Genomic DNA, 6,419 nt, shown 5'->3' on the forward strand with positions numbered 1-6,419 from the left:
TCCGCGCCGGGCCGTGTCCATAGGACGGATGGGGCTTGGCGACCATGCATGCCTGAACTTCGACGACGACGACGCGTGCTGGAGCGCGCTGGCCGCCTACAGCCAGTGGGGGCTCGCCAAGGGCGAGAAGGTGCTGCTCGTCACCGGTCCCGGCATCTCGAAGAGCGAGATCTTCGCCCGGCTGGACTCCTGTGGCCCGCCGGTGGAGCCGGCATGGGAGCGCGGCCAGCTGAACATCGAGAGCACCGAAGCGGTATACCTGCCGCCTGCCCGGTTCTCCATCGAGGGCCAGATCCAGCGGTACCGGGAGCAGATCGAGCTGTCGTACCAGCAGGAGTACCCGGGATTCCGGGCCTGCGCCGACATGGCCTGGGCGCTGGATCCCGACATGGATCTCGACCAGCTTGTCGCCTATGAACATGAGCTCAAGGTCTTGTTCACCGATCCGCGGTGCAGCGTGATCTGCTGCTACGACCGGAAGCGTTTCAGCAGGGAACTGCTGGACCGCATGGACGGCGTCCACCCCATGACGGTGCTCGAAGGCATCGGATCCCTGGATATCGAGGATACCGGCTCCGGCCTGAGGCTGGCCGGAGAAGTTGATCTATCTACCCGCGAGCAGTTCATCAGTGGTCTTGAGCGGGCGTTCGCCCGGTTCGGGGACCGCCTGCTCCTGGACCTGACGGATCTTTCCTTCCTGGACGCCCATGGTGCCGGGCTGATCATCAGGCTGGCGGCCGGAATGCCGCCGGGCGGGCGGCTGGAGATCCGTTGCAGTACCCGTCAGGCGTACGTGCTACGTATCCTCGGCGCGGAATCGATCCCGTGGATGGCCCTGACCAAGGTGTGATGTGATCCGCGAATGCCAGTAGCAGAACGATCATTCCGGCCCGGAACGTGTGCCCACGGTTGTTCCGGTAGCGGTTGCCGGGCCAGGCGGCCGCGGATGCGGCCTATGCCACGCCGGTGACCCCCTACCCCCACGCCCCGACCGTGGAGCAGCTCGTCACCTGGGAGCTGCCCCTCGACCCCGCTGTTGTCGCCGCGGTCCGGGCCGGGGTTTCCCGGCAGTTGTACGCGTGGGGCTTGGAAGAAGCGGTGTTCACCACCGAGCTGCTGGTCAGCGAGCTGGTCACCAATGCGGTCTGTCACGGTGCCGCTCCCATCACGGTGCGCCTGATCCGGGAGCACGCCCTCATCTGCGAGGTCTCCGACGGCGGCCGTGGCTCCCCCCGTCCGCATCGGATCCGTGGCTGCGACGAGGGCGGGCGGGGCCTGTTCCTCGTCGCCCAGCTCTCGCGGAACTGGGGCGTCCGCCATACCTCCACCGGCAAGACCGTCTGGGCCGAGCAGCCCCTGCCCTGAACGGCTGGTGTCACTCGCGCTGGGCCAGGGCGTATGGCCCTGGTCCACCACCGGCCATGGCCTGCCGCTCACCGTGGATCTCCATCTGTCTCCCTGAGGCGGCCATTGCGCTTGAGGCGGCCATTGCGACGCTTCGTGACATGCGGGCGGGCGACGGGCGCGGGCCGTCCGGATGCCCGGGCGTGCCGGCCCCGGGCATTGACGGGGCATTGATGTGGCCTGTCGGGGATGATGTGGCTGTCGGGGACCGCCCGCCGGCTGGCGGCCCGAGGCCGGTGGGCGTGCCACAGCCGGTCCCTGGTCCGTCCGGGGTGACGGTGAGCGGATTTCGCGAGACGATCGGATAGGGTGGTCTCCGGTACCTGGATTCCCGGGCACCAACCCATTGACCGACGAGTCACAGGTCACGAGCGCGTCACCGTCCCGCGGTCGGCCGCCTGTGACAGCGAGAGTTGTGAATCCAGTATCCGTGGCAACGACAGGCACCTCCTCCATGACCGCGCCGCCATCCCGCCGCCGGGCCCCTCGGGGCCCGCTCGTGCTCGACATCCGTGAGCTGGGCCGCCGGGCGGGATCGATGAAGCGCGTCGTGACGCGGGTGCCCGCTCCGGCGGAGCTGGGCACCGAGATGATCCACGTCCCGGTGGGCGCGCCCATCGACCTGGATCTGCGCCTGGAAGCCGTGATGGAGGGCGTGCTCGTCAGCGGCACGGCGTTCACGCCGCTGACCGGCGAGTGCGCGCGCTGCCTCGACCCGATCGAGGACGACACCACGGTCGGTCTCCGCGAGCTGTTCTACTACCCGGACCGGGCCCCCGAGGACCCCGAGGACGACTCCTTCCAGGTCGTGAACGACCATCTCGATCTCGAGCCGGTGCTGCGCGACGCGCTGGTGCTCAGCCTGCCGCTGTCCCCCTGCTGCCGGCCGGACTGCGCCGGCCTGTGTGCCGACTGCGGCGGCCGGCTGGACGATCCCGACGTCGATCACGAGCATGCCCGGGCCGATCCCAGGTGGGCGGCGCTGCCGCCACTGGCCGAGAACCTGTCACCGAATGAGCACACCCACGCAGCGAGCAACACCCACGCAGAGAGCAAGGAGAAGGACTAGTGGCCGTCCCGAAGCGCCGGACCTCGCGCAGCAACACCCGTTCCCGGCGGGCCCAGTGGAAGACGCAGGCCCCGGCCCTCACGAAGTGCCCCCGCGGCCACGTGACCCGTCCGCACACGGTCTGCCCGACGTGCGGTCGTTACAACGATCGACAGGTCCTCGACGTCTAAGTTGATGTGACACACGTCGCGGTCGATCTGCTCGGTGGTGACGGCGCGCCGGACGCGGTCGTCGACGGCATCGGTAGCGCGCTGGACGCCGACGAGTCGCTGCTGGTCAGCATCGTCGGCCCGGCCGCGGTTGCCGAACGGCTGTCGGCCGAGCGCGGGCTCGCCGTCGGTGGCCGGTTACGGCTGGCCGAAGCGCCCCATCTGATCGGTCCTGGCCAGGACGCGGCCCGTGAGGTCCGCTCGAGGCGGGATGCCACGGTCCGTGTCGCGACCCGGCTGATCAGGGACGGCGTGGCGGACGCGGTCGTCTCCGCCGGTCCGCCCGAAGCGCTCGTGGCCGCCGCCTCGTTCACCCTCGGGCCGGTGCCGGGGGCGACCCGGCAGGCCCTCGCCGTGCTGCTCGGCTCCCGGTCGAGCCCGACGGTCCTGCTGGACGCGGGCGCGGTCCCCGGCAGCGGCACCGGGGCCGACCAGCTCGTCCAGCACGCGATCGTCGGCGCGGCCTACGCGACGGCCTGTCTGGGCGTAGCGCGTCCCCGGGTCGGCCGGCTGGTGGCGGGGCCGGTCCGTCGCCCCGGAGCACGCTTTGGCGCCGGCGGACCGGGTACCGGTCGGCCAGGCGCCGGCGAACCGTATGCCGGGGGCCCGGGCGCCAGCGCGTCCGACGGGTCCGGCGACGGCGAGTTCGGTGACTTCCTCACCGGGCTGGAGCTCGACTTCGTCGGTGCCGTCGACGCCGCCACGGTGGTGGCCGGCGGACAGGTCGATGTCGTCGTCTGCGACGGTTCGACCGGAGCTGTTGTGGTCTCGTGGTTGCGGGCGGTGGCGAAGTCGGTCGACCAGCCGTCACCGGCGCTGTCGGGGTGGTATCCGCAGGAGGGAGCATTCGTGGTTGGCGTCGACGGGATCGTGATCGTCGCGGGCGGCGGGCCTGGTCCCGGCGCGGCCGGTCCGGGTATCGCGGGAGCGATCGCGCGGGCGGCCGCGCAGGCGTCCGCCGCGGACCGCTCCGGATGGGTGCTGTGCCAGCGGGCGGCCCTGGCCGGTCTCGTCACCCGCCGCCGCAGCCGGGCCGGGCTGCCGTCATGACCCGCGGCCTGCCTCCGCCGATGCCCCGGGACGGCCTGCGGGCCGCGCTCGGCGTGCCGGTCGACGTCGACCGGCTGGAGCTGGCGCTCACGCACCGTTCGTACGCCTACGAGCAGGGCGGCCTGCCGACCAACGAGCGGCTGGAGTTCCTCGGGGACTCGGTGCTCAGCCTGATCGTCACCGACGCCCTGTTCAACCGCCATCCCGACCTGCCCGAGGGGCAGCTGGCCAAACAGCGCGCGTCCGTGGTCAACATGCGGGCCCTGGCCGAGGTCGCCCGCACACTGGGGGAGAAGGGCATCGGCCCCTACCTGCTGCTCGGCCGCGGCGAGGAGACCACCGGCGGGCGGGACAAGGCCAGCATCCTCGCGGACACCCTGGAGGCGCTGATCGGCGCGGTCTACCTGTCGTCCGGTCTGGAGAGCGCCTCCGAGTTCGTCCACCGGCTGTTCGACCCGTTGCTCGACGTCGCCGCCGGCCGGGGCGCCGGGCTGGACTGGAAGACGTCGTTGCAGGAGCGTACCGCCAGCCTGCTGCTCGGCCCCCCCGAGTACGAGGTGGACGAGTTCGGGCCGGACCACGCCAAGCGGTTCACCGCCCGGGCCGTCGTGGCCGGCCGGGTGCTCGGTCACGGCGACGGGGGCAGCAAGAAGGAGGCCGAGCAGCGGGCCGCCGCCGCCGCCTTCCAGGCGCTGGAGGACGAGGCCGAAGCTCCCGGCCAGGTGGCACCCGACACCGCCGGGGCCACCGCTGACGCCGCGTCCGAGAGCGCCCATGGCCATTCCGAGGCGGCGGTGGGCACGGGCAACGGCTGACCGGCGGCCGTGCCTGATTCCCGCCTGTCCGATCCCGTATGCCTGATGCCTGAGCCGCCCGATGATGCCTGAGCTGCCTGATGCCTGAGCTGCCCGAGGTCGAGGTGGTCCGCCGCGGCCTTGAGCGGACGCTGCCCGGCCGGACGATCGCCACGGTGGCGGTCGCCCATCCCCGGGCGGTCCGGCGGCATGCCGCCGGCGCTGCCGACTTCGCCGCCGTGCTCGCCGGCCGCACGATCGAGGCTGCCTGCCGCCGGGGCAAGTACCTGTGGCTGGCCCTCGACGGCGGGGCCGCGCTGCTGGGTCATCTCGGGATGAGCGGCCAGCTGCTGGTGGTCGCCACGGAGAAGCCCGACGAGACGCACCTGCGGGTGCGTTTCACCTTCACCGACGCCGGCCGTCAGCTGCGGTTCGTCGACCAGCGCACCTTCGGGGGGCTGGCGGTCGTCCCGACCGACGCGGGCGTGCCCGCGCCGATCGTGCACATCGCCCGGGACCCCCTCGACCCGGAGTTCTCCGACGCCGGCTTCGTCGCGGCTGTGCGCCACCGCCGGACCGGGATAAAACGGGCGCTGCTGGACCAGACGCTCGCCAGCGGGATTGGTAACATCTACGCGGACGAATCACTGTGGCGAGCGGGTCTGCACTATGCGCGTCCGACCGGGACGTTGACCCGCGGCGAACTCAACCGGTTGCTGCAAGCGGTGCGCGAGGTCCTGCTCGAGGCCCTACAGGCCGGTGGCACCTCTTTCGACGCGCTCTACGTGTCGGTCAACGGTGAGAGCGGGCTGTTCGACCGTTCGCTCGCGGTCTACGGGCGGGCAGGGCTGCCCTGTACGCGATGCGAGACCCCGATCCGCCGGGACGCTTTCATGAACCGGTCCAGTTTCACCTGTCCGCGCTGCCAGCCACGCCCGCGAAAAGCACACTGGTAGGCCGGGCTCCGCCCGGCGCGGCGCACTGGTAGGCGCACTGGTAGGCGCCGGGCCCTGTCCGGCGGCGGTTGCCGACAGCTGGTGGTGAAAGGAGCGCGACAACCGTCATGGACGCGGATGCCGCCCTGGGAAAGATCCGTAAGCTGCTGGCGATGGCCGAGGCCGAGGGCCTGCCCGAACAGGCCCGGGAGTCCTACAACGACAAGGCCGCGGACCTCATCGCCCAGTACGGCATCGACCGGGCGCTGCTGGAGGAGGCGGTGCCCACCACGGCGGCGGCCGGGGACGTCGTGCTGGGCATCGACCATCCCTACGCCCGGGACAAGATCGCTCTGTTGGCCGCCATCGCCGGCCCGCTCGGCTGCCGGCTGATCCACCGGACGAGCCCGCTGGCCGGCGCGACCGCGCACGCGGCGCACCTGTTCGGGATGGCGGCCGATCTGGAACGGGCCCAGCTTCTCTACACGTCCCTGCTGGTCCAGCAGGCGCACGCCCTCGCGCTGGTCCGGGTGCCGCCCGCGGAGGACGCCCGCGCGTTCCGCCGGTCCTGGATGGCCGGGTTCGCCGCCGCCGTCCAGAACCGGCTCACCGCGGCCGAGTCCGGGGCCAGGGAACGTCATCGGTCCGGGCATGCCGGCGGCCGGTCGGTCGAGCTCGTCCTCGCCGACCGGTCGGCGAGGGTCGACCGGCACGTCGCCGAGGTCTACCCGCGGCTGCGTACGACGCGGTCGCGCAGCCTGTCCGGCTCAGGTGGGCCGGCCGGCTTCCAGGCCGGGCAGCGGGCCGATATCGGCACCGGCAACCGCCTCGCCGACAGGCCCCGCCGCAAACAGCTGTGACCGGCCAGGAACAGCTGCGGCCGGCCAGCAGGCCGGCGCGTCAGTACTTGCCGCCGGGGAGGTTGGGGACCGCTGTCTGGGTGGGGCCTGACGTGCGG

Annotated in this window: 8 protein-coding genes; all 8 read left to right on the forward strand. The window is 71.9% G+C overall.

Annotated elements, in window-relative coordinates; all coding sequences use genetic code 11:
- The first annotated feature begins 28 nt into the window (after window positions 1–28).
- The 8 genes from AC5LUJ_RS06795 (at window position 29) to AC5LUJ_RS06830 (ending at window position 6,321) form a co-directional block, all read left to right on the forward strand.
- Window positions 29–850: an MEDS domain-containing protein gene (locus AC5LUJ_RS06795; protein ID WP_250285089.1), complete on the forward strand. Its 822-nt coding sequence runs from the start codon at window positions 29–31 to the stop codon at window positions 848–850.
- A gap of 116 nt (window positions 851–966) precedes the next feature.
- Window positions 967–1,365 (forward strand): ATP-binding protein, encoded by a 399-nt coding sequence (locus tag AC5LUJ_RS06800; RefSeq protein ID WP_493464642.1) that lies wholly within the window; start codon window positions 967–969, stop codon window positions 1,363–1,365.
- Between the two features lie 493 nt (window positions 1,366–1,858).
- Window positions 1,859–2,473, forward strand: a complete 615-nt coding sequence (locus AC5LUJ_RS06805) for a YceD family protein (RefSeq protein WP_250285091.1) — start codon at window positions 1,859–1,861, stop codon at window positions 2,471–2,473.
- On the forward strand, window positions 2,473–2,643 hold the full coding sequence (rpmF, locus tag AC5LUJ_RS06810) for a 50S ribosomal protein L32 (protein ID WP_013874845.1): 171 nt from the start codon (window positions 2,473–2,475) through the stop codon (window positions 2,641–2,643). Before AC5LUJ_RS06805 ends, rpmF begins: the two co-directional genes overlap by 1 nt.
- Before the next feature lie 6 nt (window positions 2,644–2,649).
- A complete protein-coding gene (locus AC5LUJ_RS06815) occupies window positions 2,650–3,732 on the forward strand; it encodes a phosphate starvation-inducible protein PhoH (RefSeq protein ID WP_493464643.1) in 1,083 nt (360 codons plus the stop codon).
- Window positions 3,729–4,547, forward strand: coding sequence for a ribonuclease III (gene rnc, locus AC5LUJ_RS06820; protein WP_250285093.1), 819 nt, complete (start codon window positions 3,729–3,731; stop codon window positions 4,545–4,547). The genes AC5LUJ_RS06815 and rnc overlap by 4 nt, the downstream gene beginning before the upstream one ends.
- An 80-nt stretch (window positions 4,548–4,627) precedes the next feature.
- A complete protein-coding gene (mutM, locus tag AC5LUJ_RS06825) occupies window positions 4,628–5,482 on the forward strand; it encodes a bifunctional DNA-formamidopyrimidine glycosylase/DNA-(apurinic or apyrimidinic site) lyase (protein ID WP_250285095.1) in 855 nt (284 codons plus the stop codon).
- 107 nt (window positions 5,483–5,589) lie between these two features.
- Window positions 5,590–6,321, forward strand: coding sequence for a DUF2786 domain-containing protein (locus tag AC5LUJ_RS06830; RefSeq protein WP_250285097.1), 732 nt, complete (start codon window positions 5,590–5,592; stop codon window positions 6,319–6,321).
- Window positions 6,322–6,419: the final 98 nt, after the last annotated feature.

The organism is Protofrankia sp. CiP1_Cm_nod3, from assembly GCF_982290655.1.